This window comes from Pseudoxanthomonas koreensis, from assembly GCF_010093225.1.
Taxonomy (GTDB): Bacteria; Pseudomonadota; Gammaproteobacteria; order Xanthomonadales; family Xanthomonadaceae; genus Pseudoxanthomonas; species Pseudoxanthomonas koreensis.
The window spans coordinates 1-23,783 of the sequence record NZ_PDWM01000004.1; the positions used below are offsets into that span (position 1 = coordinate 1).

Genomic DNA, 23,783 nt, shown 5'->3' on the forward strand with positions numbered 1-23,783 from the left:
CCGGCGGGGGCCGCCGCACCTTGGGTATATGGCCCACCCTTCGGGACGACATCCTGTCTTTACGAAGGGCCGTGGCACATCCATGTGCCACTTGGGCCATATACCCAAGGTACGGCGTCCTTCGCGATCTTTTGGGGCGTGGCTTCTATTGGTCGAACGAAGCCACGAACTCAACGCCGCGAGAGGACGTCGTTCTGCCGCATTGGGGGTCGAGCGGCACATGGATGTGCCGCGCTCGCGAACTGAGGCAGGGACGCCGACGTGAGCGACGACCCCCAGTGCGGCAGAACGGCGGCCCCCACCGGAGCCGGGGCTCCTGCTCCTGCTTCCGCGCTCCTGCCCCTGCTTCGCTCCTGGATCGTGCAGAGTCCAGCCAAGCCTAAAAGAAACGGGGGCCGCCGAAGCAGCCCCCGCGTCATAGATTTCCGGTCCGCTCAGTAGCGGGCGCGGAACGTCACCCCGTACATCCGCGGCGCGCCGAGGAACGCGTTGTAGGTGTTGGCCGGGTCGTTGGGCACCGAGCTGGCGACCTGCAGCGGGCCGTCGAAGCCCACCTGCACGTAGTCGGTGTCGAACAGGTTGGTGCTCCACAGCTCCACCATCCAGCGCTGGTCGCGCGAGCCGAAGCCGATGCGGGCATTGGCCACGGTGAACGCGTCCTGCATCTTCTCCGGGTCCAGGTCCGAGCCGGTGTTGTACTCGGACATGTACTTGGCGCCCACGTTGAAGCGGCCGACCAGGTTGCTGCCGAAATCCCATTCGTAGGTCACCGCGGCCGAGCCGGACCACTTCGGCGCGAAGCTCATCTGCGCCCCCGGCAGCTTGTACAGCGCGCCGGTGGGCTCGATGAAGTCCGAGCCGGGGATGTTGCTGCCGTAGCGGGTATCGGCGTACATCAGGCCGCCCTGCAGCATCAGCCCGTCCATCGCCTGCCACATGAACTCGGTGTCCACGCCCTTGGACACCACCTCGGGGATCGAGCGCACCACGAAGCTGGTGCCGAGGAAGCTGTTGAGCTGGAAGTCGGTGTACTCCTGGTAGAACAGCGCTGCGTTGAACAGCAGGTTGCCGTCGGCCCAGGTGGTCTTGGCGCCGAGCTCGTAGCTGTCGACGAACTCGCCCGGGAACGAGGTGTCGTCGGCCGGGACGATGCCCGGCGCGCCGGCGGAGGTGCCGTCGGCCGACTGCACGCGGTCCAGGTTGAAGCCGCCACCCTTGTAGCCGCGCGCGTAGGACGCGTAGCCCATCACCTCGTCGTTCCAGCGGTAGGCGGCCTTGAGCGTGCCGGACCATTCCTTCTCGTCGTTCTCCTGCGACACCACGCGCCCGTTGTGTAGCACGTTGGTCCACGGCAGGCACATGCGGCCGACCAGCGCCGGCACCGCCGTGGGCAGCAGCTGGGCCATGATCGCCGCCTGGGTCGCCGGCGGCAGCGAGCCGAAGCCGTTGATGCGCTGGGCCAGGGCCGCGCCCACGCGTGCGGTCGGGTTGGCCAGGGTGGCCGCGCAGCCGGCGCTGCCGTTGGGGTTGCTGTAGACCGAATCGAGGGTCTTCTTCTCGTGGGTGTAGCGCAGGCCCAGGGTCAGGTCCAGCGCGTCGGTCGCGTGCCAGGTGTTGTTGGTGAACAGCGCCGTGCTCTTCGCGTTCTGCTGGTGGTGGTCCAGCGCGCCGAGGCCGGCGAAGTTGGTGCCGAACGGACGGCCGCTCACCTGCGACATCAGCAGCGCCGGGTTGGCGGTGTTGACGGTCAGGCCCAGCGGCGCCAGCGCGGCGGCCATCTGCCCCAGCAGCTGCGAGCCGACCAGGGTGGACAGGTAGGGCTCGTAGCCGGCGCCGACGCGGTAGCTCTCGGTGCGGTCCAGGTCCTCGTCCGAATAGAACGCGCCGACCATCCAGTCGACCCGGTCGGTGGAGCCGGTCAGGCGCAGTTCCTGGCTGAAGGTCTCGAAGCCGGTGAACGACTCGTTCGCGTCGGCGTTGCGGTAGATCAGGTCGGCGGTGCTGAAGTCGTAGTCCAGGCCGTTGATCGCCTCCCACTGGCGCCAGGCGGTGATCGAGGTCAGGGTGGCATCGCCCAGCGCGCCGGTATCCCAGTCGACCTGCAGCGCGACGCCCTTGTCCTTGATGTCCTGGGTGGTGGCGCGGTTGCTGTAGGCCTGGCGGTCGAACGGGTCGTCGCCCGGCGCGGCGATCGCCTTGCCGCCGCCGGCCACGCCGTTGATGATCGCCGAGGTGGCGCCGACCGTGGTCTGCACCGCGGTGCAGCAGTTCTCTTCGCGGCTGGTGTAGTCGGTGCTGACCAGGATGTCGAGCGTGTCGGTCGGCTCGAACAGCAGCTTGGCGCGCACGGTGTGGAAGTTCTGGTCGTAGTCGTCGGTCTCGCGGCGCGGGCCGTTGCCGGTTTCCACGTCCATCCAGCCGTCGCGCGAGCGCTTGGCCGCGTAGACGTTGAACGCGGCCGTGTCGCTGAACGCGTCGTTGTAGCTGCCGGCCACGCCCCAGGCGCCGCCGTCGCCGAGGGTGAGCTCGCCCTCCGCGCTCTGGGTGTAGCTGGGGTTGCGGGTGACCACGTTGATCACGCCGGCCGAGGTGTTCTTGCCGAACACCGTGCCCTGCGGGCCCTTGAGCACCTCGATCCGCTCGAGCTGGCCCAGGTCGCCGAAGCCGACGCTGTTGCGCGGCCGGTACACGCCGTCGATGACCACGCCCACCGACGACTCCAGGCCGACGTTGTCGCCGACCGTGCCGATGCCGCGGATGCGCGCGGTGGTGATGGCTTCACTCTGGGTGCTGGTCACGGTCATGCCCGGAACCAGGATCTGCAGGTCCTTGATGTCGCGCACGCCGGTGTCCTGCAGCAGCTGCTCGGAAATGGCCGTGACCGAGATCGGCACGTCCTGCAGCGCTTCCTCGCGCTTCTGCGCGGTCACGGTCAGGCCGGCCAGGGTGGTCGGCTCCTCCTTCTCCGCGGCGGGCTGCGCCGCGGCCTCCTGTGCATGCGCCGAAGGAGCGGCGGCCATGCACGAGAGCGCGGCGACCACCGCGATCGCCAGTCCAGTGTGCTTCAAGGTTGCGCAGGCCATGACTCCCTCCCCAGGTGATTTGATGGCGGACGTTCTTGTTTTTGCTGTGCTGCCGGTACTCGAAAAGGCGGTGGAACGGTTCCATTCGGGGCAGTATCCCCACCCGAAAGTTAAACCGGCTTCACAAATACCGCATTTTGCGCTGCGGCGATACGCCCGGGGTCATTTAAGGATGGAGTGCCGGAAAGGGGTCTCCCCCCTCCCCTCACCCGTGGCCAGGACCGCAATCGCCACCCTCGCAGGGGTCCTCGCCCGCCACCTCCATCTGCAGGGTCACGTGCACGATGCGGTGGCGCTGGTCCAGCATGTGCTCGAGTTCGCGGCGCACGGCCGGCCCTTCCGTCCCGTCGGCCATGACCACGTGCGCGGTCAGCGCCGGGGTGCGCGACGCCAGCGCCCACACATGCAGGTCGTGCACGCCGACCACCTGCGGATGCGCGCCCAGGTCGGCGCGCACCGCGGCCAGGTCCACGCCCTGCGGCACGCCCTCCATCAGCACGTTCAGGGCCTCGCGTACCAGCACCCAGGTGCGTGGCAGCACCCACAGGCCGATCAGCACCGCCAGCAACGGGTCGACCCACAGCCAGCCGGTGAAGCGGATCAGCAACGCCGCCACGATCACCGCCAGCGAGCCGAGCATGTCGCTCCACACTTCCAGGTAGGCGCCCTTGACGTTCAGGCTCTGCCCGCTGCCCGCATGCAGCAGGCGCATCGCCACGAGATTGCACGCGAGCCCGACGACGGCCACCGCCAGCATGCCCAGGCTCGCCACCGGCAAGGGGGTACGGAAGCGCTGCCAGGCTTCCCAGAGGATCCAGCCGGCCAGCGCGAACAGCAGCGCGCCGTTGACCAGCGCGCCCAGCGCCTCGAAACGGACATAGCCGTAGGTCCGCTTCGCATCGGCCGGCAGGCGCGCCAGGCGCACGGCGACCAGGGCGATCGCCAGGGCCAGGGTGTCGGTGGCCATGTGCGCGGCATCGGACAGCAGCGCCAGGCTGTTGGTCAGCCAGGCTCCGACCACCTCGGCCACCAGTACCGTCGCGGTCAGTCCCAGCGCCCACCACAGCGGCTTTTCGAAGCGGATCTCCGACGGCACGTGGGTGTGCCCGCCGGGACCGTGGTGGTGGCCGATGTGACCGTGTGCATGCCCGTGCGCATGCCCGGGCGAGCTGGCAGGGTGGTGGTGGTGGTCGGCGATGTCGCGGGGATCGTGGGCCATGGCCGCTACTATCGCGCCGGGCCCGCGGGGAAACTATTACATCCCGACCCTGCGACTGGCGCGGTCGTGCGCGCCGCGCAACGGCGCCGCACGCTCATTCCCTGGCCTCCGCGGCGCCGGCCTCCACCGCCGACCACACCCGCAGCAGGTTGCCGCCGAGGATCTTCGCCAGGTCCTGGTCGCTGTAACCGCGCGCCTGCAGCGCCGCGACCAGGTTGGGATAGTCGGCGACGCTGCGCAGGCCGTCGGGGAGGTTGCCGGACACGCCGTCGAAGTCCGAGCCCAGGCCGATGTGGTCGATGCCGATCAGCTTCACCCCGTAGTCGACCTGCTCGACCACCGCATCGATCGCGGTGGGCCGCGGCGGATGCGTGCGCTCCCATTCGGCCTCGAACGCGGCCCGGTCCTCCTCCGGACGGCCGGCGGCGCGGGCGGCGGCGTTGCGTTCGTCCAGCGCGGCGCGGGCCTGGAAATAGGCCTGGGTGTCGGCGGCCATCTGCGGATTGACGAAGGCGCTGCCGAAGGTGACCTGGACCACGCCGCCGCGCGCCGCGATCTCCCTGGCCAGGTCGTCGTCCACGTTGCGCTCGAAGCCCGGGGTGAAATGGCGGAAACCGGAATGGCTGGCGATCACCGGTACCCGGCTCAGCTCGATCGCCTGGCGCGCCGCGTCGTCGGACAGGTGCGACACGTCGACCATGATCCCGAGCCGGTTCATTTCCTCCACCACCTTGCGGCCGAACGGGCTCAGTCCGTTCCACTGGCGCTCGAGGCCGTAGGAGGAATCGCTGATGCGGTTGCTCTCGCTGTGGGCCAGGGTGATGTAGCGCACGCCGCGCGCGTGGAAGCGCGCCAGCTCGGCCAGGTCGTCGCCGATCGGTGCGCCGTTCTCCATGCCCAGTGCCAGTAGCACGTGGCCATCGGCCCGCAGGCGCTCGACGTCGCGCGGCGAAACCAGCTTGGCGAAGCGGTCCGGGTGGCGGCCGACCATCGCCTCGACCGCGTCGATCTGCTTGTGGGCGATTTCGCGCGCGGTGCCGGCCCGGTCCTGCCCGGGCGAGGTGTAGATCGACATGAACGCCACGTCCAGCCCGCCCTCGCGCGCACGCGGGTAGTCGAACTCGCGGTCGGGCGTGAGCTCGCCCAGGTCCCTCCATCCGTCCAGCAGCTCGCCGGGTGCATCGATGTGCGTGTCGACCACCACCACGTCGCGGGCCAGCTGGCGCGGATCGGTGGCACCGGCGGCAAGCACGTGGCCGGTGGCGAGCAACAGCAGGAAGGCGGAATGGCGGATGGGCATGGGCGCTCCGGCGCGGTTCGGGATCCGTCGATCGTACGGCCCGGCGGAGGCAGGTCAACAGGCCGGGGCCGGATCGGCCTACTTCACCGGACGCCTGTAGATCTCCGACAACGACTTCCTGTATTCGGCGATCGGGGGCAGGCCCATGGACGCCCGGCGATCATCCAGTCCGTCCGGGTCGGCGGTCGGCTGCATCGACATGCTGCCGTCTTCGTTGAAGGTGAACTGGGTTCCGTAGACCTGCGGCTTTCCCTGCTGGCGCAGGACGCGGTCGGTGAGCAGGGCCAGGTCGCCCGGTTCCGCCTCCTTCCGCTCCACCGCCGCCTCCAGTTCGACCAGCACCTGTTCCTGGAACGCCTGGTCGAAGCTGGCGTGCTGCGCGATCAGGAACGCCGCCTGTGCCCCGTCATGGCCCACGGTCGCCAGGGTCGGCCAGCCCTTTTCCGCGACGACACCCTTCAGCCAGGCCGCGTTGTCCCGGTCCACGGCGGCCGTCTGCTCCCAGGCCCTGGCATCGCCACCTTCGTCGATGGCCTGCTGTCGCACGGCCTGGTCCTTCGCGCCCCGGGCAACCAGCTCATCGCGCAGGGGCTGGTCGATCTTCGCCTGCCGGTCGGCTTCCAGCTTCGCGGCTTCGGCCAGGGCAGGCGCCCACCCGGCCGACGCGCGCAACCGGTTGAGTCCGGGACGGTCCTTGGACTTCAGCTCGGCCAGGTCGATCCGCCCGTTGGGCAATTCCCTGCGCACGTATGCGAACGCTTCATCGATGCGCCCGGCGGCGGCAAGGCACTCGACGTAGAACAGGTCGACACCCTGCGGCAGAACCGGTACCTGGCCCTGCATGGCGGTGAGCGTGTCGGCGCACTTGGCGTAATCCCCTGCCTGATACGCTTCCAGCGCAGCGTCCACGGTCGCGGAAGCGGCTAGGGCATGGAACGGCGCGAGGACCGCCAGGGCCACGGCGGCAACGTTCGCGAAGTGGGTCTTCATGATCGGCAACGCTCCCTGTCGGCTCGACCGGGGGATGTCCCCGTGCATAACCACAGCCTACTCCCGGACCGGGCAACTTCCCCCGGGTCATCCGATAATCTCTCCATCGTCGGCGTGCGCGCCCGCGGTGCACCCCGGACAAAACGACAATCGCGAACGGCCGGCACAAGGGCGGCCACTGATGAAGCGGCCCTGATAACAGATGAATCAACAGGTTAAGACCGAACACACGCCGCTGATGAAGCAGTTCTTCGCAGCCAAGTCCGACTACCCGGACCTGCTGCTGTTCTTCCGCATGGGCGACTTCTACGAGCTGTTCTACGACGACGCGCGCAAGGCCGCGCGGCTGCTCGACATCACCCTGACCCAGCGCGGCAGCTCCGGCGGCGCGCCGATCCCGATGGCCGGCGTTCCGGTGCATGCCTACGAAGGCTACCTGGCGCGGCTGGTGGCGCTGGGCGAGTCGGTGGCGATCTGCGAGCAGATCGGCGACCCGGCGCAGGCCAAGGGCCTGGTCGAACGCAAGGTGGTACGCATCGTCACTCCCGGCACGGTCACCGACGAGGCGCTGCTGGACGAGCGCCGCGACACCCTGCTGATGGCGGTGGCGCGCGGGCGCAGCGGCTACGGCCTGGCCTGGGCCGACCTGGCCGGTGGCCGCTTCATGGTCAACCAGGTCGACAACGACGACCAGCTGCTGGCCGAACTGGCGCGGCTGGAGCCGGCCGAGCTGCTGGTGCCCGACGAGGAAGGCCTGCCGCCGATGAGCGCCGGTGCGCTGCGCCGGCGCCCGCCGTGGCTGTTCGATCCGGACAGCGGCCGGCGCCAGCCGCTGCGCTTCTTCGGCCTGCACGACCTCACCGGCTTCGGCATCGAGGACAAGCCGCTGGCGGTGGCCGCTGCCGGCGCGCTGCTGGGCTACGTCGAGGAAACGCAGAAGCAGCAGCTGCCGCACCTGACCTCGATCGCGGTGGAAACCGCGGGCGACGCGATCGCGATGAACGCCGCCACCCGCCGCCACCTGGAACTGGACACGCGGGTGGATGGCGACAGCCGCCACACCCTGCTCGGCGTGCTCGACTCCACCATCACCCCGATGGGCGGGCGCCTGCTGCGGCGCTGGCTGCACCGGCCGCTGCGCGACCGCGACGTGCTCGGCCAGCGCCACCACGCGGTGGCCACGCTGTCCGAAGGCGGCGCCGACGCCGACCTGCGCGATGCCTTCCGCGGCCTGGGCGACCTCGAACGCATCCTCACCCGCGTCGCATTGCGCTCGGCGCGGCCGCGCGACCTGTCCACCCTGCGCGACGGCCTGGCGATGCTGCCGGCGCTGCGCGCGCAACTGGCGCCGCTGGATTCGCCGCGGCTGGCGGCGCTGGCCGGCGCGCTCGGCGGCGGTGACGACGAACTGGACGAAGCCGCGCACCTGCTCGCCTCCGCCGTCGCCCCGCAGCCACCGCTGAAACTGGTCGACGGCGGCGTGATCGCCGAGGGCCACGACGCCGAACTGGACGAGCTGCGCCGCCTCTCCACCCACGCCGACCAGTTCCTGGTCGACCTGGAGGCGCGCGAGCGCGAGAGCAGCGGCATCGCCACGCTCAAGGTCGGCTACAACCGCGTCCACGGCTACTACATCGAGATCAGCAAGGGCCAGGCCGCGCGCGCGCCGGTGCACTACACCCGCCGCCAGACCCTCACCGGCGCCGAGCGCTACATCACCGAGGAACTGAAGGCGTTCGAGGACAAGGTGCTGTCGGCGCGCGAGCGCGCGCTTGGCCGCGAGAAGTTCCTGTACGAGGCCCTGCTCGATTCGCTCAACGCGCTGCTGGAACTGCTCAAGCGCTGCGCCGCCGCGCTCAGCGAGCTGGACGTGCTGGCCGGCTTCGCCGAGCGCGCGCAGGCGCTGGACTGGTCGCGCCCGGAACTGGTCGATGCGCCCTGCCTGCGGATCGAGCGCGGCCGCCATCCGGTGGTGGAAGCGGTGCGCACCGAGCCGTTCGAGCCGAACGACCTGGTCCTGCACGTCGACGGCGACGACAACCCTGACGTCCCGCCGCGGCGGATGCTGGTGATCACCGGCCCGAACATGGGCGGCAAGAGCACCTACATGCGCCAGAACGCGCTGATCGTGCTGCTCGCCCACATCGGCAGCTTCGTGCCCGCCGCGCGCGCGCAGATCGGCCCGATCGACCGCATCCTCACCCGGATCGGCGCCGGCGACGACCTCGCCCGCGGGCAATCGACTTTCATGGTCGAGATGGCCGAGACCAGCTACATCCTCCACCACGCCACCGCGCAGTCGCTGGTGCTGATGGACGAGATCGGCCGCGGCACCTCGACCTACGACGGCCTGGCCCTGGCCGACGCGGTGGCGCGCCACCTGGCCACCGCCAACCGCTGCTGGACCCTGTTCGCCACGCACTATTTCGAACTGACCGCGCTGGCCACCGAGCCCGGCGACCACGGCATCGCCAACGTGCACCTGGACGCGGTGGAGCACCGCGACCGGGATGGAAGCGAGACCCTGGTGTTCATGCACGCGGTCAAGGACGGCGCGGCCGACCGCAGCTTCGGCCTGCAGGTGGCGGCGCTGGCCGGCCTGCCGAAGGCCGCCCTGCAGCAGGCCCGGCGAAGGCTGGCAGAACTCGAACAGCGCGGCCGCGAGACCCACGCCTCGCAGATGGCGCCACAGGCGCTGGACGCGCCCCAGCAGTTCGGCCTGTTCGCCGCCGCACCGTCGGCCGCGCAGGAAGCGCTGGCGGCAATCGATCCCGACGAGCTGACGCCCAAGCAGGCGCTGGAAGCGCTATACCGCCTCAAGTCGCTCCTGTAGAGCCGGGCTCGCCCGGCTGCACTGCGCTACATTGACCCTCCCACAGGCCCCATCCTCGCCCCCCGAAGGAGTGCCGTATGAGCAACACCCTGACCGACCAGCTGTTCTCCCAGTTGTCCGGCGCACCGCTGCAGCAGATCTCGCAGCAGCTCGGCGTGGGCCAGGCCCAGCCCGCCGGCGCCATCGGTGCGGCACTGCCGCTGCTGCTCGGCGCGATGGGCCGCAACGCCAGCCAGCCGCAGGGCGCCGAAGCCCTGTTCGGCGCGCTGCAGAACGATTTCGCCGGCGGCCCGGATCTTGGCGGCCTGCTCGGCGCGGTGCTGGGCGGAACCCAGAGCCGGCAGACCAACGGCGCCGGCATCCTCGGCCACGTGCTCGGCGGCCAGCAGCCGCGCGCCGAAGCCGCGCTGGGCCAGGCCACGGGCCTGGGCGGCGACAAGGCCGGGCAACTGCTGAAGATCCTCGCCCCGATCGTGCTCGCGTTCCTGGCCAAACAGATGTTCCAGGGCCAGGGCAACGCCGCCGGCGCCAGTCCCGATGCCAGCCTGCTCGGTTCGATCCTGGACCAGGAGCAGCAGCAGGTCCGCCAGCAGGGTGGCCTGGGTGGCGGCCTGCTCGGCGCGGTGCTCGATCAGGACGGCGATGGCCAGCTCGGCATCGGCGATCTGCTGAAGATCGGTGGCGGCCTGTTCGGCGGCGGCCGCACCTGAGCTGTTCCCGGCGGCAGCCGGCGATGCCCTGGCTTGCCTTTCGCCATCGGCCCGGCCGATGATCGTGCGGCCGTCAAATCAATAGTCTGAACCTATACATCAGTTTCTTTTATTCGATTTAATCAATCGTCTGCCGGCCGATATGCTGACCCGGCCATCACATGCGCAGGAGCGCCAGCCATGAGCACGCCATCCGACAAGAAGTGCCCGGTCACCCACCTGACCACCCAGTTCGGCGCCCCGGTGCCGGACAACCAGAACAGCTTCACCGCCGGCCCGCGCGGCCCGCTGCTGTCGCAGGACGTGTGGCTCAACGAGAAGCTGGCCAACTTCGTGCGCGAGGTGATCCCGGAGCGGCGCATGCACGCCAAGGGCTCGGGCGCCTTCGGTACCTTCACGGTGACGAACGACATCACGAAGTACACCCGCGCGGCGATCTTCTCCCAGGTCGGCAAGAAGACCGAGATGTTCGCGCGCTTCACCACCGTGGCCGGCGAGCGCGGCGCGGCCGACGCCGAGCGCGACATCCGCGGCTTCGCGCTGAAGTTCTACACCGAGGAAGGCAACTGGGACATGGTGGGCAACAACACCCCCGTGTTCTTCATCCGTGATCCGCGCAAGTTCCCGGACCTCAACAAGGCGGTCAAGCGCGACCCGCACACCAACATGCGTTCGGCCACCAACAACTGGGACTGGTGGACCCTGCTGCCCGAGGCGCTGCACCAGGTCACGATCGTGATGAGCGATCGCGGCATCCCGGCCAGCTACCGCCACATGCACGGCTTCGGCTCGCATACCTACAGCTTCTGGAACGAGAAGGGCGAGCGCTACTGGGTCAAGTTCCACTTCCGCACCCAGCAGGGCATCAAGAACCTGACCGATGCCGAAGCGGCCGAGGCCGTCGGCAACGACCGTGAAACCCACCAGCGCGACCTGTTCGAGGCGATCGAGCGCGGCGATTTCCCGAAGTGGAAGATGTACATCCAGGTGATGCCGGAGACCGACGCGGAGAAGGTGCCCTACCACCCGTTCGACCTGACCAAGGTGTGGCCGAAGGGCGACTATCCGCTGATCGAAGTCGGCGAGTTCGAGCTCAACCGCAACCCGGAGAACTTCTTCGCCGACGTCGAGCAGAGCGCGTTCGCGCCGGGCAACCTGGTCCCGGGCATCGCGCCGTCGCCGGACAAGATGCTGCAGGCGCGCCTGTTCAACTACGCCGATGCGCAGCGCTACCGCCTGGGCGTGAACTACCACCAGATCCCGGTCAACGCCGCGCGCTGCCCGGTCAACAGCAACCACCGCGACGGCTACGGGCGCATGGACGGCAACTACGGCCGCCTGCCGCACTACGAGCCCAACAGCTTCAACCAGTGGCAGGAGCAGCCGCAGTTCCGCGAGCCGCCGCTGAAGATCAACGGCAATGCCGACTGGTGGGATTTCCGCGACAACGACTCCAACTACTACAAGCAGCCAGGCGACCTGTTCCGGCTGATGAAGCCCGAACAGCAGCAGGCGCTGTTCGACAACACCGCCCGCGCGATGGGCGATGCACCGGACTTCATCAAGCGCCGCCACGTGGAGAACTGCACCAAGGCCGATCCGGCCTACGGCGCCGGCGTGGAGGCGGCGCTGCGCAAGCTAGGCGCGTTTGCTGCGGAGCAGTCGCCGAACAGCCTGGGCAAGGAGTAAGCGCCGTTCTCCGGCCCGGGGTTTCCGGGCCGGAGGATCGGCGGTGTTCAAACGACGGCCGCCTGTGATGGGCGGCCGTTTTTTCTGCCTCAGCTGGCGTCGATGTCGCCGAGGGCCTGGATCAGGCGGCGGGCGCGCTTGTCGGGGCGGTGTTCCGGCGGGCGGTAGCCGTCGCGCATCGCCGCGCGCTGCAGGCGCTGATCCTCGCGGCGCGCCTTCGACGCCTCCGTTTCCCGGTACAGCGCCTGCGCCACCGGCGCCGGGCCGCGCGTATCGCTGAGCCCGAGCACGACCAGCTCGTATGTTTCCCCGCCGCGCACCACGCTCAGCGCATCGCCGCCGCGGATCGAGCGCGAGGCCTTGGCGCGCTGGCCACCAACCTCGACCTTGCCGGTGTCCACCGCCTGCCGCGCCAGGCTGCGGGTGCGGAAGAAGCGCGCGGCCCACAGCCACACGTCGAGGCGGACGGAATCCTGCGAAGGGTTGGAATCGTGCATCAGCGCCTGCCCGGGGTCGTCCCGGTTACATGCGGCATCGCCCGCAGCGGTTCAAGCCCCGCGCCGGCATCAACGCAAACGGCCGCCCTGCGGCGGCCGTTGCGATGACACCAGGGATGCGCGGCGATCAGCCGGCGGCCTTCTCGGCCTTGGCCTTGGCCACGGCGGCCAGGTCTTCCTTGATGCGGGCGGCCTTGCCTTCCAGGCCACGCAGGTAGTACAGCTTGCCGGCGCGGACGCGACCGATGCGCTTCACTTCGACCGAGTCGATGGTGGCGCTGTGGGTCTGGAACACGCGCTCGACGCCGTAGCCGTGCGAGATCTTGCGCACGGTGAACGAAGAGTTCAGGCCGGCGTTCTTGGTGCCGATGACCACGCCTTCATAGGCCTGGACGCGCTCGCGGTTGCCTTCCTTGACCTTGACGTTCACCACGACGGTGTCGCCTTGGCTGAACTTCGGCAGTTCGCGGGTGATCTGGGCGGATTCGAATTCCGCGACGATGGACTTGTTCAGCTTGCTCATGGTGACCGACTCTGGGTTCGGGTGGGCGTGTCGTATCCGACAACTCGGAATGACGCAGTCGCAGGATTACGCTGCGCGTCTTGTTGTTCTGGGTCCTGCCGCCGGAGCCCGGCCGGGCGCTCGGCCCACAGGAACCCGGCATTGTAGCCGCTCCGCCGGGGCCGTGGCTACCTGCCCCCCTCTCGGCCCTCCGGGCGCCCATCCGGGGCATCCACGGGGCCACGGGCCTCAGGGGCTGCCCGGCTCGCCGCGCTCGCGGCGCCAGGCGTCGAGCAGGGCCTGGTCGGCCTTGGACAGGGTCCGGCCCTGCAGCAGGTCCGGGCGCCGTTCCCAGGTCCGGCCCAGGGCCTGCTGCCGGCGCCAGCGGGCGATGGCCGCGTGGTTGCCCGAGCGCAGCACTTCCGGGACCGTGCCGTACGCGTGCTCGACCGGGTGGCTGTAGTGCGGGCAGTCCAGCAGGCCGTCTTCGAAGCTGTCCTGCTCGGCCGAGCCGGCGTCGTTCAGGGCGCCGTCCTGGAGCCGCGCCACCGCATCGACCACCACCGCCGCGGCCAGCTCGCCGCCGGACAGGACGTAGTCGCCGATGGAAACCTCCTCGTCCACCTCGGCCTGCACCAGGCGCTCGTCCACGCCTTCGTAGCGCCCGCACAGCAGGGCCAGGCGCGGCAGCGCGGCCAGTCCGCGGACCCGGGCCTGGTCCAGCGGACGGCCCTGCGGACTCAGGTAGACCACGTGCGGCGGCACCGGGTCGGCCGCGCGCATCGCCTGCAGGCAGCGGCGCAGCGGCTCGACCAGCATCACCATGCCGGGGCCGCCGCCGAAGGTGCGGTCGTCGACCTTGCGGTAGTTGCCCTCGGCGTGGTCGCGCGGGTTCCAGCCATGCAGCGACAGCAGGCCGCGCTCGCGCGCACGCCCGGTCACGCCGAAACCGGCGCACTGGTCGACGAACTCTGGAAACAGGCTGACGATGTCGATGCGCATGGGTGGTCCGTCGCTGTTACGCCGCCATCCCCGCGGATATGCGGGTTTCGGCAGCCGGAAGACTGGTGCCGCCGGCCGCCAGAGTCGCTGGATCCCCGCCTGCGCGGCGATGACGCAAGGGCGGCGGCGATCCGCTCAGAACTCCGGATCCCAGTCCACGGTGATGGTGCCGCTGTCGAAATCCACCGCGGTCACGTAGTCGGGCTGCACGAACGGCAGCATCCGCTCGCGCTCGCCGCGCACCACCATCACGTCGTTGGCGCCGGTGGACAGCAGGTGCGAGACCTCGCCCAGCGCCACGCCCTCGACGGTGACCACGCGCAGGCCTTCCAGGTCGACCCAGTAGTACTCGCCGGGCGCCGGCGGCGGCAGCGCCTCGCGCGGGACCCAGACCTCGGTGCCGCGCAGGGCCTCGGCGGCATCGCGGTCGTCGATCCCGGGAAGGGTGGCGACCACGCCCTTGCCGGCGTCGCGGCCGCGGGCGCCGGTCAGTTCGCGCTGGGCGCCACTGGCCGTGCGCAGGATCCACGGCTGGTAGCGGAAGATCTGCGCGCGCGGCTCGGTCCAGGACTCGAGCTTGACGTCGCCACGCACGCCGAAGGCGCCCGTCACCCGGCCCAGCAGAACCAGCTTCTGCGGTGGAGTGGGACGCCCTGCGTCGTTCATGTCGGGGGCGGCCACCGGGAATGCCCCGGCGGCCTGCCGGCTCAGGCGGCCGCCTGGGCCTTGGCCGCTTCCTTGTACAGGCTGCGGACCTTGTCGGTCAGCTGGGCGCCATTGCCGACCCAGTGGTCGACGCGGGCGATGTCCAGCACCACGCGCGGCTCGGCGCCGGCGGCGACCGGATTGTAGTAACCGACGCGCTCGATGTTGCGGCCGTCGCGGGCGCTGCGCGAGTCGGTGACGATGATGTGGTAGAAGGGACGCTTCTTCGCGCCGCCGCGGGTGAGACGGATCTTGACCATGGTGTCTTCGTGTTGCCCAGTCGCCAGGATGGCGAGGTAAGCCGGCAATTCTAGCCGATCGGGCTGGTCGGGGGAACCTGTGCCCGCGGCGCCGGGGTTCCGGCGCTGAACGGCCCCTGACGCCCCCGTCCTCAGCCCCCTGAAGTGGGCTCCTACAGGGGCTGCCAAGGGGGCTGGGCGGCTGCGGCCGCGAGCAGGTCCAGCAGTTCCGGCGCCGCGGCATATTCCACCGCATCGATCGCGGCGATCGGCTGCACCCCATTGGCATTGGCCGCGAAGGCGGCGCGGAAGGACGCGGCCTCGGCCAGCGCCACCGGGCGCACGGCCTGGGCCACGCCGATCGCATCCAGGCCGGCCTGCAGCAGGCGCTCGGTGGTCCCGCGCAGCGCGGGTGCCTGCGGCCAGACCACGCCGGCGCCATCCCAGAAGCCGATGTTCCACACCGTGCCTTCGACCACGCGCGCGCCCTCGCCCTCGCCGTCCACGAACAGCGCGTCGTCCCACCCGGCCAGCAGCGCCTGCCGGCGGTGGTGGTGCAAGGGGAAGGTGCCGGTGTGCTTGAGGTGCGGCACCGGTCGCAGGAACCGGCAGCTGCGCACGCGCAGCGCACGCAGCGGCGACGGCGACGACGCGGCCGCGGTCACCAGCACGTCCACTGCCACCTCGCGCGCCGGCTGGCGATGGTCGAACCCGCGCGCGAACAGCACCACCCGCATCGCGCAATCACGACCGGCCGCTTCGGCGGCCTGGCGCATCCAGCCGCGCACCGCCGCCTCGTCCAGTGCGGCGCCGAACAGCTCGGCGTTGCCTTGGCGCAGGCGTTCGAAATGCAGGTCCAGGCCCTGCGCGGCGCCGTCGCGCACGCGCAGCGCGGTGAAGTGGCCGTAGTTGGATTGCGCCAGCGCGCGCAGCGCCGCCGGCTCGGCGTCGGCGGGCGCGCCGTTGAGCAGGGCCACCGGCAGGCTCGCGCTCACGGCCCGGTGCCGCTCAGCGGAACGGCAGGCCGCCGCGGCCGCCCATGCCACCGCCGCCCATCATCCCCTGCAGGCCGCGCATCATTCCCTTCATGCCGCCGCGGCCCAGCTTGCCCATCATCTTTTCCATCTGCTGGTACTGCTTGAGCAGCTTGTTGACGTCGGCCGGGGTGGTGCCGGAGCCGCGGGCGATGCGCGCGCGGCGCGAGCCGTTGAGCAGGTCCGGGTTGCGCCGTTCCTTGGGCGTCATCGAACCGATGATCGCCATCATCCGCGGCACTTCGCGGCTCTGCGAGACCTGCGCCTTCAGGTGCTCGGGCACCTGGCCCAGGCCGGGCAGCTTGTCCATCAGGCCGGCAATACCGCCCATGTTCTGCATCTGCTCGAGCTGGTCGCGCATGTCGTTGAGGTCGAACTTCTTGCCCTTGGCGACCTTGGCGGCGAGCTTGGCGGCCTTCTCCTGGTCCACGTTCTGCTCGACCTGCTCGACCAGCGACAGCACGTCGCCCATGTCGAGGATGCGCGCGGCGACGCGGTCGGGGTGGAACACGTCCAGGCCGTCGAGCTTCTCGCCGGTACCGGTGAACTTGACCGGCTTGCCGGTGATGTAGCGCACGCTCAACGCCGCACCGCCGCGCGCGTCGCCGTCGGTCTTGGTCAGGACCACGCCGGTCAGCGGCAGCGCCTCGGCAAAAGCCTTGGCGGTGTTGGCCGCGTCCTGGCCAGTCATCGCGTCGACCACGAACAGGGTTTCGGTCGGGCTCACCGCCGCGTGCAGGGCCTTGATCTCGGCCATCATCGCCGCGTCGATGGCCAGGCGGCCGGCGGTATCGACGATCAGCACGTCGGCGAAGGACTTGCGCGCGTCGGCAATCGCGGCGCGGACGATGTCCTCCGGCTTCTGCCCGGCGTCGGAGGGGAAGAACAGCACGCCGGCCTGTTCGGCCAGGGTCTTGAGCTGCTCGATCGCGGCCGGACGGTAGACGTCGGCGCTGACCACCATCACCTTCTTCTTGCGCTTTTCCTTCAGGTGCTTGGCCAGCTTGCCCACGGTGGTGGTCTTGCCGGCGCCCTGCAGGCCGGCCATCAGGATGATGGCGGGGGCCGGGACATTGAGGTTCAGGTCGTTGGCCTGCGAACCCATCACCGCGGTCAGCTCGTCGCGCACGACCTTGATCAGGGCCTGGCCGGGGGTGAGCGAGCGCAGCACTTCCTGGCCAACCGCGCGCACCTTGATCCGCTGCACCAGGGCCTGGACCACCGGCAGGGCGACGTCGGCCTCCAGCAGTGCGATGCGCACCTCGCGCACGGCCTCGCTGATGTTGGACTCGGTCAGCCGGCCACGGCCGCGCAGGCGCTCCATGGTGCCGGACAGGCGCTGGGTCAGGGATTCGAACATGGACGGACCGGGAGACGGGAAGCGGCCGCCGATTATAGCCGCCCCCCGCATCCGTCCCCCTGCGGGCGTAAAGAGGACGCGTAAGGGGACGGAGGCCCCCGCTTTCGGGGGCTTAATTCCCTCCGTCCCCTTTACGCTCCTTTACGCTGACTCTGCCGCTTATGCGAAACTCATCCGATGACAATTATTCTCATCGCCGTTCTCGCCTATCTGGTCGCGACTGCGCTGCTGCTGCGCTCGGTGTCGCGCGACCGGCCGGACGGCGGCGCGGGCTGGTTCTGGGTGGCGCTGGCAGCGGTGCTCCTGCATGCCGGCTACCACGCGCAGGTTGCCTGGCGCACCGCCGGCGGCGCGGACCTGCACTTCTATTCGGCGCTGTCGCTGGTCGGGCTGGGCATGGCAGCGATGACGGTGCTGGTCGGTCTGCGCGGGCGTACCGCGGCGGTGGGCGTGGTGGTGTTCCCGCTGGCCTCCACCCTGCTGCTGGTCTACCACGGCCACGGCCATGCACCCTCGCCCGCGCTGGACTGGCGCCTGCAGTTGCATGCCTGGCTGGCGCTGCTGGCCTACGCCACCCTGGCCATCGCCGCGCTGCTGGCGGGCATGCTCTGGCTGCAGGAGCGCGCGTTGCGCCGGCGCGAATTCCACGCCTGGCTGCGCGCACTGCCGCCGCTGACCCAGCTGGAAACCGTGCTGTTCCGCACGATCACCGTCGGCTTCGCCCTGCTGACCCTGACCCTGCTCACCGGCGTGCTGTTCGTCGAGGACCTGTTCTCGCAGCACCTGGTGCACAAGACCGTGCTCAGCGTGCTGTCGTGGCTGGTGTTCGGCGGCCTGCTGCTGGGCCGCTGGCGCTACGGCTGGCGCGGCGCGCGCGCCGTGCACTGGACCCTGACCGCGATGGCGCTGCTGCTGCTGGCGTTCTTCGGCAGCAAGTTCGTGCTGGAGCAGGTGCTGCAGCGCAGTTGAAGCCCCGCTCTACGGGGGAGCAGCGCGGCGGCGGGCTTACGCCTGTTCCAGCGCGTCGGACAGCCGCTCCACCGCGATCACTTCCATGTCCTTGTAGCGGGCGGTCTTGGGCACGTTGGCCTTCGGCACGATCGCGCGGCGGAAGCCGTGCGTGGCCGCCTCGCGCAACCGCTCCTCGCCGTTGGGTACCGGCCGGATCTCGCCGGACAGGCCGACTTCGCCGAAAGCCACGGTCTTGTCGGCCAATGGCCGGTCGCGCAGCGAGGACAGCACCGCCAGCAGCACCGGCAGGTCGGCCGCGGTTTCCTGCACGCGGATGCCGCCCACCACATTCACGAACACGTCCTGGTCGCCGACCACCACCCCGCCGTGCCGGTGCAGCACCGCCAGCAGCATCGCCAGCCGGTTCTGCTCCAGGCCCACCGCCACGCGGCGCGGGTTGGACAGCGGCGAGGCATCGACCAGCGCCTGCACTTCCACCAGCAACGGGCGGGTACCTTCGCGGGTGACCATCACGCAGCTGCCCGGCTGCTGCGAACTGCCGGAGAGGAAGATCGCCGACGGATTCGGCACTTCCTTCAGCCCCTTGTCGCCCATCGCGAACACGCCCAGCTCGTTGACCGCGCCAAAGCGGTTCTTGAACGCGCGCAGCACGCGGAAGCGCGAACCGGATTCGCCCTCGAAGTACAGCACCGCATCGACCATGTGCTCGAGCACGCGCGGGCCGGCGATGCCACCCTCCTTGGTCACGTGGCCGACCAGGAACACCGCGGTGCCGGTCTCCTTGGCGTAGCGCACCAGCCGCGCCGCGCTCTCGCGCACCTGGCTGACCGAACCGGGCGCGGCGGTGAGCGATTCGGTCCACAGGGTCTGCACCGAGTCGGCGACGATCAGCTTCGGCTGCGCTTGCGCGGCGTGCTGCAGGATCGATTCGATCCCGGTCTCGGCCAGGCCCTGCAGGTTGTCCAGCGGCAGGTCCAGGCGCACCGCGCGGCCGGCGACCTGGGCCAGCGATTCCTCGCCGGTGACGTACAGCGCCGGCAGCTGCCCGGCCATCTTCGCCAGCGCCTGCAGCAGCAGGGTCGACTTGCCGATGCCCGGGTCGCCGCCGACCAGCACCACCGCGCCCTCGACCAGGCCGCCACCGAGCACCCGGTCCAGTTCGCCGATGCCGGTGGATACGCGCACCTCGGCGGCCTGGCTGACGTCCTTGAGCGCGGTGACCTTGGGCGGGTCGACCTTGCCGGCCCAGCCCGAGCGCCGCGCCACCGCAGGCCCCGCGCCGGCGCCGGAGGCCGGCTCGAGCACGATCTGCGACAACGTGTTCCAGGCCCCGCACTCGCCGCACTGGCCCTGCCACTTGCTGTATTCGGCGCCGCAGTCGCCGCAGACGAAGGCGATGCGGGCGCTGGACTTGCTGGAGGGCTTGGCCACGGCGTGTGAAGTGGTGGGAACGGGAGGCCAATGTAGCCGCGCCCGGTCTCCGCTGGCGAGACGCGATGCCGTGAACGACAAGGCCCCGCCGGAGCGGGGCCTGTCGGAGTCTGGTGCCGGAAACAGGAGTCGAACCTGCGACCTACGCATTACGAATGCGCCGCTCTACCAACTGAGCTATTCCGGCGATGTCCCGGCCGCGCAGGCGCGACCGGGGGCGGAATTCTAACGGTTCGACGCCGGGCAGGCCAGCACGGCAACCATCGCGCAGACAGGGCCTCCACTCCGTGGTGTTAACTTGGCACCCTGCCCACGCCTCCCCCACCGCATGCCTCTGCGCTCCCCGTCCCGCCTTGCCGTCGTCCTGGTCCTGTTCGCCGCCCTGCTGGCTGCCTGGCCGGCGCTGGCACAGGCGCCGGCACCGTCACCGGCACCGGACAAGGTCCGCCAGCAGCTGGAGCGGATCGGCGCGCAGCTGGACGGGCAGCAGGACGCCGCCGCGCTGCAGTCCTCGCGCGAAGCGACCCTGAAGATCCAGGCCCAGCTCGAGAAGTCCGTCGCCGAACTCACCCCGCAGCTGGAAAGGCTGGACGCGCGCCTGGCCGAGCTGGGCGACAGCCCCGCCGCGAAGGGCCAGGAAGCACCCGAGGTCACGCGCGAACGCCGCGACCTGCAGCAGCAGCGCAACGACATCGACGCCACGCTGCGCCAGGCCAGGCTGGCGCAGGTGGAAAGCGGACAGCTGCTGGACCGGATCGCCGCCGCGCGCCAGGACACCTTCCACCGGACCCTGTCCGAACGCACCACCCCGCCGTGGAGCCCGCGCTTCTGGCGCGACCTGGCGGCGAACCGGGACCGCGATTCGGTGCGCCTGCGCGGGCTGTGGCAGGACACGCGCGACGCGGTCACCGAGCGCTGGCAAGCCGCTCCGCTGCGCTCGGCGATCTACCTGGCGCTGGCGCTGCTGGTGGCGGTCTTCGTCGGCTGGTTCGGTGCGCGCAGCGTGCCGAAGCTGGTCGGCCGCCACATCCCGCCGGGGCGGCTGCGCCGCTCGGCGCCGGCGGTGGCGCGGGTGCTGCTGTCCACGCTGGCGGCGATCTGGATCGCCGGCCTGGTGCACGCGGCGCTGTTGCCGGCCAACCCGCCGGCGGCGGTCGACCAGTTGGCCAGCCTTGCCGGCGGCCTGCTGGTGTTCGGCACCTTCATCACCACCCTGGGCGCGGTGCTGCTGGCCGTGCGCCACCCGTCGTGGCGACTGCCGGCGATCTCCGACGCCGGCGCGCGCGCGCTGCGCCCGCTGCCGCTGGCCGCGGCACTGGCGATCGTGACGGCCACCCTGCCGCAGCAGGTCGGTGCACTGGTCAACGCCAGCCTGCCGCTGGTGGTGGCGCTGACCGCCCTGGCCGCGCTGGTCTCCACCGCGGTGGTGCTGTGGACGCTGCTGCGCGTGCGCCGGCTGCAGGCCAAGACCTCGCAGGCGGAAGCCGAAGCCGCCGCGGCCGGCACCGGCACGGCTCCGGGCAAGCCGCATTTCAAGCCATGGATGAACATCGCCACCAGCATCGGCTGGGTCGCCGTGTCGCTCTGCCTGCTCGGGCTGCTGACCGGGCACGTGGCGCTGTCGGGCTTCATCGCCATGCAGGTGCTGTGGACCGGCGTGGTCGTCGCCACGCTGTACCTGGGCATGCGTTTCGTCGACGACCTGGTCTGCGCGGTGCTGGGCGCCGGCGGCGTGGCCGGGCGCCGGATCAATGGCCGCTTCGGCCTTGACCCGCTCCATGTCGAACGGCTGGCCGTGGTGCTCTCGGCGGTGCTGCGCACGCTGCTCGCGCTGGTGGGACTGATCGCCCTGGCCATGCCCTACGGTGCCAGCGGCGAAGACCTCGTCGACCAGGCCACGGGCCTGGCCCACGACGGCATCACCATCGGCCAGCTGGTGCTCAGCCCGGCCAGCCTGGTCCGCGCGATCGCGGTGTTCCTGCTGGCCAGCGGCGTGTTCCACCTGCTCAAGCGCTGGCTGGCGCGTCGCTACCTGCCGACCACGCGCATGGACGAAGGCATGCGCGCCTCGGTGGTCACCCTGTTCGGCTATGCCGGCGTGGTCGCCGCGATCGCGATGGCGCTGGCCGCGATCGGCGTCGGCCTGGAGCGGATCGCGTGGATCGCCAGCGCGCTGTCGGTCGGTATCGGTTTTGGCCTGCAGGCGATCGTGCAGAACTTCATCTCCGGCCTGATCCTGCTCGCGGAGCGGCCGGTGAAGGTCGGCGACTGGGTGGTGGTCGGCGATGCCGAGGGCGACATCCGCCGGATCAACGTGCGCGCCACCGAGATCCAGACCGGCGACCGCACCACGGTGCTGGTGCCCAACTCCGAACTGATCACCAAGACGGTGCGCAACCGCACCTTCTCCAATGCCGAGGGCCTGGTGAAGATCGTGCTGCCGATGCCGATCGCCACCGATTCGGACCTGGTCCGCGAGCTGCTGCTGGAAGCGTTCCACGCGCATCCGGGGATCCTGGAGGCGCCGGCGCCGTCGGTACTGATCGACGGCATCTCCGACAAGGGCCAGGTGCTGTTCAGCGCGACCGGCTTCGTCTCCACGCCACGGCAGGCGGCAACCACGCGCAGCGCCCTGCTGTTCGAGATCCTGCGCCGGCTGCGGCAGCTGGACATCCGGATGGTCTGAACTCAACCCACCAGACGCAGGCGCAGTTCCTTCGGCAGGGCGAAGACCATGCTTTCCGGTTCGCCGTCCAGTTCGCTGACGCCGGCGGCGCCCAGTTCGCGCAGGCGCGCGATCACGCCGTCGACCAGCACCTGAGGCGCCGAGGCGCCGGCGGTGAGGCCGATGTGGCGCTTGCCGCGCACCCATTCCGGGTCGATCTCGTGGGCGCCGTCGATCAGGTACGACTCCACGCCCTCGCGCCGCGCCAGTTCGGCCAGGCGGTTGGAATTGGAGCTGTTGGGCGAACCGACCACCAGCACCAGGTCGCAGCGGCCGGCCAGTTCGCGCACCGCGTCCTGGCGGTTCTGGGTGGCGTAGCAGATGTCGTCGTGGCGCGGCCCCTGGATCGCCGGGAACCGGGCCTGCAGCGCCTCGATGATGCCGCGGGTGTCGTCCACCGACAGCGTGGTCTGGGTGGTGTAGGCCAGGTTCTGCGGCTGGCCTACCTGCAGGGTGGCGACGCCATCGATGTCCTCGACCAGGTGGATGCTGCCCGTCGCACCCTCGCGGGCCCACTGGCCCATGGTGCCTTCGACCTCCGGGTGGCCGGCATGCCCGATCAGGACCACGTCGCGGCCGGCGCGGCAATGGCGCGAGACCTCCAGGTGGACCTTGGTCACCAGCGGACAGGTCGCGTCGAATACCTTCAACCCGCGCCGCTCGGCTTCCTCGCGCACCGCGCGCGACACGCCGTGGGCGCTGAAGATCACCGTGGAATCGTCCGGCACCTCGTCCAGCTCCTCGACGAACACCGCGCCGCGCGCCTTGAGGTCGTCGACCACGAAGCGGTTGTGCACCACCTCGTGGCGCACGTAGATCGGTGCGCCGAGGGTCTCGATCGCGCGCTTGACGATCTCGATCGCGCGGTCGACGCCGGCGCAGAAACCGCGGGGATTGGCGAGGATGACGTCCATGGATGAAGTCTACCGGAGAGACATGCCCGTGGAGGCTGAACGCGCGGAACGAAGTCGGCGGTCTATTCTTCCGCCGGCCCCTTGTTTTTCCGCTTACCGTCGAACACGCCGAACAGCGCGATCCCTACCGCCCCGCCCACGATCGCCGCGTCCGCCAGGTTGAACGCCGGCCAGTAATGCCCCCGCCAGTACCACTGGATGAAATCCACCACGTGGCCGTGGACCAGCCTGTCGATCACGTTGCCCAGCGCGCCGCCGATCACCAGCGCGTACGGCATCGCCTGGCGCCAGTCGCCGCGCGGGGTGCGCCACAGCCACCAGCCCAGCAGGCCGCAGATGGCGAACGCCAGCGCGGTGAAGAACAGCGCCTGCCAGCCGCCGGCATCGGCCAGGAAACTGAAGGCCGCGCCGGTGTTGTAGGTGCGGTACCAGTTCCAGAACCCGTCGACCACCGGCACGGCGGTGAACTCGGGCAGGCTGGACAGCACCCACGCCTTGCTCCACTGGTCCAGCACGATGACCGCCACCGACAGCAGCAGCCAGGCCATCGCGTTGGGACGGGGACGGGTTGTCGCCAT

The 23,783-nt window shown here is 70.2% G+C and carries 19 protein-coding genes and 1 tRNA gene; 5 read left to right on the plus strand and 15 right to left on the minus strand.

The genetic code is table 11. The annotated features are described in order from the left end of the window. Nucleotides 1–434: 434 nt before the first annotated feature. The 4 genes from CSC64_RS02095 to CSC64_RS02110 form a co-directional block, all read right to left on the minus strand. Nucleotides 435–3,083 carry a TonB-dependent receptor gene (locus tag CSC64_RS02095; protein WP_238389719.1) on the minus strand — a complete coding sequence of 883 codons (2,649 nt, stop codon included), beginning with the start codon at nt 3,081–3,083 and terminating at the stop codon, nt 435–437. Between the two features lie 205 nt (nt 3,084–3,288). Beyond that, nucleotides 3,289–4,215 (minus strand): cation diffusion facilitator family transporter, encoded by a 927-nt coding sequence (locus CSC64_RS02100; RefSeq protein WP_425501652.1) that lies wholly within the window; start codon nt 4,213–4,215, stop codon nt 3,289–3,291. 181 nt (nt 4,216–4,396) lie between these two features. Next, on the minus strand, nt 4,397–5,602 hold the full coding sequence (locus CSC64_RS02105; protein WP_162433683.1) for a dipeptidase: 1,206 nt from the start codon (nt 5,600–5,602) through the stop codon (nt 4,397–4,399). Nucleotides 5,603–5,680: 78 nt separating this feature from the next. Then, nucleotides 5,681–6,640: a DUF6624 domain-containing protein gene (locus CSC64_RS02110; RefSeq protein WP_162433684.1), complete on the minus strand. Its 960-nt coding sequence runs from the start codon at nt 6,638–6,640 to the stop codon at nt 5,681–5,683. A gap of 154 nt (nt 6,641–6,794) precedes the next feature. On the opposite strand from CSC64_RS02110, the gene mutS reads away from it, so the two are divergent. From mutS to CSC64_RS02125, 3 genes are all read left to right on the plus strand, one after another. Next, nucleotides 6,795–9,425: a DNA mismatch repair protein MutS gene (gene mutS / locus CSC64_RS02115; protein ID WP_238389720.1), complete on the plus strand. Its 2,631-nt coding sequence runs from the start codon at nt 6,795–6,797 to the stop codon at nt 9,423–9,425. Nucleotides 9,426–9,502: 77 nt separating this feature from the next. Then, nucleotides 9,503–10,135 carry a DUF937 domain-containing protein gene (locus CSC64_RS02120; protein ID WP_162433685.1) on the plus strand — a complete coding sequence of 211 codons (633 nt, stop codon included), beginning with the start codon at nt 9,503–9,505 and terminating at the stop codon, nt 10,133–10,135. A gap of 180 nt (nt 10,136–10,315) precedes the next feature. Then, nucleotides 10,316–11,824: a catalase gene (locus CSC64_RS02125; RefSeq protein ID WP_162433686.1), complete on the plus strand. Its 1,509-nt coding sequence runs from the start codon at nt 10,316–10,318 to the stop codon at nt 11,822–11,824. 89 nt (nt 11,825–11,913) lie between these two features. Here CSC64_RS02125 and CSC64_RS02130 read toward each other — a convergent pair whose 3' ends face one another. The 7 genes from CSC64_RS02130 to ffh form a co-directional block, all read right to left on the minus strand. Further along, nucleotides 11,914–12,321, minus strand: a complete 408-nt coding sequence (locus tag CSC64_RS02130; protein ID WP_162433687.1) for an RNA-binding S4 domain-containing protein — start codon at nt 12,319–12,321, stop codon at nt 11,914–11,916. 127 nt (nt 12,322–12,448) lie between these two features. Next, the gene (gene rplS / locus CSC64_RS02135) at nt 12,449–12,844 is read right to left on the minus strand and encodes a 50S ribosomal protein L19 (RefSeq protein ID WP_162433688.1); all 396 of its coding nucleotides are present in this window, start codon (nt 12,842–12,844) and stop codon (nt 12,449–12,451) included. A gap of 228 nt (nt 12,845–13,072) precedes the next feature. After that, the gene (gene trmD / locus CSC64_RS02140) at nt 13,073–13,825 is read right to left on the minus strand and encodes a tRNA (guanosine(37)-N1)-methyltransferase TrmD (RefSeq protein ID WP_162433689.1); all 753 of its coding nucleotides are present in this window, start codon (nt 13,823–13,825) and stop codon (nt 13,073–13,075) included. A 135-nt stretch (nt 13,826–13,960) separates the two neighbouring features. Next, entirely contained in the window at nt 13,961–14,491 is a 531-nt protein-coding gene (gene rimM / locus CSC64_RS02145) for a ribosome maturation factor RimM (protein ID WP_162433690.1), read from the minus strand. Between the two features lie 41 nt (nt 14,492–14,532). Next, on the minus strand, nt 14,533–14,790 hold the full coding sequence (rpsP, locus tag CSC64_RS02150; RefSeq protein WP_162433691.1) for a 30S ribosomal protein S16: 258 nt from the start codon (nt 14,788–14,790) through the stop codon (nt 14,533–14,535). A gap of 152 nt (nt 14,791–14,942) precedes the next feature. Further along, nucleotides 14,943–15,764, minus strand: coding sequence for an aminotransferase class IV (locus tag CSC64_RS02155; protein WP_162433692.1), 822 nt, complete (start codon nt 15,762–15,764; stop codon nt 14,943–14,945). A gap of 13 nt (nt 15,765–15,777) precedes the next feature. Beyond that, a complete protein-coding gene (gene ffh / locus CSC64_RS02160) occupies nt 15,778–17,163 on the minus strand; it encodes a signal recognition particle protein (RefSeq protein WP_162433693.1) in 1,386 nt (461 codons plus the stop codon). A gap of 177 nt (nt 17,164–17,340) precedes the next feature. Between ffh and CSC64_RS02165 the strand changes: the two genes are divergently transcribed. Beyond that, nucleotides 17,341–18,132, plus strand: a complete 792-nt coding sequence (locus tag CSC64_RS02165) for a cytochrome C assembly family protein (RefSeq protein ID WP_162433694.1) — start codon at nt 17,341–17,343, stop codon at nt 18,130–18,132. A 36-nt stretch (nt 18,133–18,168) separates the two neighbouring features. Here CSC64_RS02165 and radA read toward each other — a convergent pair whose 3' ends face one another. Continuing rightward, nucleotides 18,169–19,566 carry a DNA repair protein RadA gene (radA, locus tag CSC64_RS02170; protein WP_162433695.1) on the minus strand — a complete coding sequence of 466 codons (1,398 nt, stop codon included), beginning with the start codon at nt 19,564–19,566 and terminating at the stop codon, nt 18,169–18,171. A 111-nt stretch (nt 19,567–19,677) separates the two neighbouring features. Next, nucleotides 19,678–19,753: transfer RNA gene (locus CSC64_RS02175), tRNA-Thr, on the minus strand. 141 nt (nt 19,754–19,894) lie between these two features. Here CSC64_RS02175 and CSC64_RS02180 point away from each other — a divergent pair. Then, complete coding sequence (locus CSC64_RS02180) at nt 19,895–22,252, plus strand: DUF3772 domain-containing protein (protein WP_162433696.1); 2,358 nt, start codon at nt 19,895–19,897, stop codon at nt 22,250–22,252. A gap of 2 nt (nt 22,253–22,254) precedes the next feature. Here CSC64_RS02180 and ispH read toward each other — a convergent pair whose 3' ends face one another. Both ispH and lspA read right to left on the minus strand, forming a co-directional pair. Further along, nucleotides 22,255–23,205 (minus strand): 4-hydroxy-3-methylbut-2-enyl diphosphate reductase, encoded by a 951-nt coding sequence (ispH, locus tag CSC64_RS02185; protein WP_162433697.1) that lies wholly within the window; start codon nt 23,203–23,205, stop codon nt 22,255–22,257. A 62-nt stretch (nt 23,206–23,267) separates the two neighbouring features. Then, nucleotides 23,268–23,783, minus strand: coding sequence for a signal peptidase II (gene lspA / locus CSC64_RS02190; RefSeq protein ID WP_162433698.1), 516 nt, complete (start codon nt 23,781–23,783; stop codon nt 23,268–23,270).

Excerpts from the sequence above, each read along its gene's own strand:
- CSC64_RS02095 (WP_238389719.1), bottom strand. The coding sequence starts at position 3,083 with ATGGCCTGCGCAACCTTGAAGCACACTGGACTGGCGATCGCGGTGGTC.
- CSC64_RS02105 (WP_162433683.1), bottom strand. The coding sequence starts at position 5,602 with ATGCCCATCCGCCATTCCGCCTTCCTGCTGTTGCTCGCCACCGGCCAC.
- CSC64_RS02110 (WP_162433684.1), bottom strand. The coding sequence starts at position 6,640 with ATGCACGGGGACATCCCCCGGTCGAGCCGACAGGGAGCGTTGCCGATC.
- mutS (WP_238389720.1), top strand. The coding sequence starts at position 6,795 with ATGAATCAACAGGTTAAGACCGAACACACGCCGCTGATGAAGCAGTTC.
- CSC64_RS02120 (WP_162433685.1), top strand. The coding sequence starts at position 9,503 with ATGAGCAACACCCTGACCGACCAGCTGTTCTCCCAGTTGTCCGGCGCA.
- CSC64_RS02125 (WP_162433686.1), top strand. The coding sequence starts at position 10,316 with ATGAGCACGCCATCCGACAAGAAGTGCCCGGTCACCCACCTGACCACC.
- CSC64_RS02130 (WP_162433687.1), bottom strand. The coding sequence starts at position 12,321 with ATGCACGATTCCAACCCTTCGCAGGATTCCGTCCGCCTCGACGTGTGG.
- rplS (WP_162433688.1), bottom strand. The coding sequence starts at position 12,844 with ATGAGCAAGCTGAACAAGTCCATCGTCGCGGAATTCGAATCCGCCCAG.
- trmD (WP_162433689.1), bottom strand. The coding sequence starts at position 13,825 with ATGCGCATCGACATCGTCAGCCTGTTTCCAGAGTTCGTCGACCAGTGC.
- rimM (WP_162433690.1), bottom strand. The coding sequence starts at position 14,491 with ATGAACGACGCAGGGCGTCCCACTCCACCGCAGAAGCTGGTTCTGCTG.
- rpsP (WP_162433691.1), bottom strand. The coding sequence starts at position 14,790 with ATGGTCAAGATCCGTCTCACCCGCGGCGGCGCGAAGAAGCGTCCCTTC.
- ffh (WP_162433693.1), bottom strand. The coding sequence starts at position 17,163 with ATGTTCGAATCCCTGACCCAGCGCCTGTCCGGCACCATGGAGCGCCTG.
- CSC64_RS02165 (WP_162433694.1), top strand. The coding sequence starts at position 17,341 with ATGACAATTATTCTCATCGCCGTTCTCGCCTATCTGGTCGCGACTGCG.
- CSC64_RS02180 (WP_162433696.1), top strand. The coding sequence starts at position 19,895 with ATGCCTCTGCGCTCCCCGTCCCGCCTTGCCGTCGTCCTGGTCCTGTTC.
- ispH (WP_162433697.1), bottom strand. The coding sequence starts at position 23,205 with ATGGACGTCATCCTCGCCAATCCCCGCGGTTTCTGCGCCGGCGTCGAC.
- lspA (WP_162433698.1), bottom strand. The coding sequence starts at position 23,783 with ATGGCGACAACCCGTCCCCGTCCCAACGCGATGGCCTGGCTGCTGCTG.